Annotated in this window: 2 protein-coding genes; both read right to left on the bottom strand. The window is 68.3% G+C overall.

The genetic code is table 11. From position 1 onward, the window contains the following. Nucleotides 1-32: 32 nt before the first annotated feature. Nucleotides 33-914: an IS3 family transposase gene (locus V7E46_RS33530; RefSeq protein WP_333771925.1), complete on the bottom strand. Its 882-nt coding sequence runs from the start codon at nucleotides 912-914 to the stop codon at nucleotides 33-35. Continuing rightward, entirely contained in the window at nucleotides 911-1210 is a 300-nt protein-coding gene (locus V7E46_RS33525; protein ID WP_333771924.1) for a transposase, read from the bottom strand. The genes V7E46_RS33530 and V7E46_RS33525 overlap by 4 nt, the downstream gene beginning before the upstream one ends. Between the last annotated feature and the right edge of the window lie 65 nt (nucleotides 1211-1275).

Here is a 1275-nt window from a genome sequence, read left to right as displayed (position 1 = left end):
TGAAGTTTCCCCGTGATCTCGGACACTCGTTCTTATGCGGCGATGGTGTGCCGCTGTCGGGTCTCGTGCGGGGTCAGGTAGCCCCAGTTGGGGTGTTTGCGTAGTCGGCGGCGGTTGTAGAAGGTCTCGATGAAGGAGAAGACCTCAGTGCGGGCGGTTGCCCGGTCGGGCCAGGTCTGGGTGCCGATTTCGGCTTTGAGAACCGCCCAGAAGCTCTCAGCTGCGGCGTTGTCGTAACACGAGCCGGTGCGTCCGGTGCTCGCCCTCACGCCCAACCTGGCTACCTCGGCGCGGAATTGGGCCGAGGTGTATTCGCTTCCGCGGTCGCTGTGCGCGATGCAGTCCGGTTCCAGGCGGCCGCGTCCGTGGGCCATGTGCAGGGCGTCGACGACCAGGTCCGCGCGGTGGTGGTCGGCCATCGACCAGCCGACGATCTCGCGGGTGGCCAGGTCCAGCCAACAGGCGAGGTAGAGCCAGCCCTCCTCGGTCGGCAGGTAGGTGATGTCGCCGACCAGGCGGGTGCCGGGCCGGTCCGCGGTGAAGTCACGGCCGATCAGGTCCGGTGCGGGCCGGGCCTGCTTGTCCGGACGGGTCAGCGACCGGCGGTGGCGGCGGGTGACTCCGGCGATGCCGCGTTCGCGCATCAGCCGCTCGACCCGTTTGCGGTTCACGCCGTGGCCCAGCCGCCGCAGCTCGGCATGGACGCGCGGGACGCCGTAGGCGCCCCTGGAGGCCAGGTGGACCACGGTGATCTCGTGTGCGAGTGCTTCGTCGGCCCGACGGCGCGCGCGCCGGGTGTCCTCGCCGCCGCTCCAGGCGTAGAAGGAGGAGCGAGGAACACCGAGTACGCGGCAGAGCAGGGCGACCGGGTAGGTGGCCTTCTCCGCCGCGATGAACCGGTAGACCTCGCTCACCGGTCGCTGTCCCGCGCGAAGAAGGCCGTGGCTTTTTTCAGGACCTCGATGGTCTTCTGCTGTTCGAGGTTCTGCCGGCGAAGGCGACGCAATTCCTCGTGCTCGGCACTGGTCAGCTCGCCCGGGCCGCCCTCGCCGCGGTCGACCCTGTCCTGCTTGACCCAGCTCCGCAGCCCTTCGGGGCTCACTCCCAGGTCCCGGGCCACCTCGGTGACCGTTTTGCTCGAGGATCGGGCCAGCGCGACGGCATCACGCTTGAACTCCTCCGAGTACCGTTTGCCCTGCTTGTTGCTCACCTGGCTCTACTTCCTCTGGGACCAGGTCCCAGTCTCCAGGTGTCCAGGTCAACGGGGAAGCTTCA

It is taken from the genome of Streptomyces sp. IBSBF 2435 (genome assembly GCF_036815005.1).
Lineage (GTDB): Bacteria > Actinomycetota > Actinomycetes > Streptomycetales > Streptomycetaceae > Actinacidiphila.
Note: the sequence above shows the minus strand (reverse complement) of the source record. Positions and strands in the feature narration are given on the sequence as shown.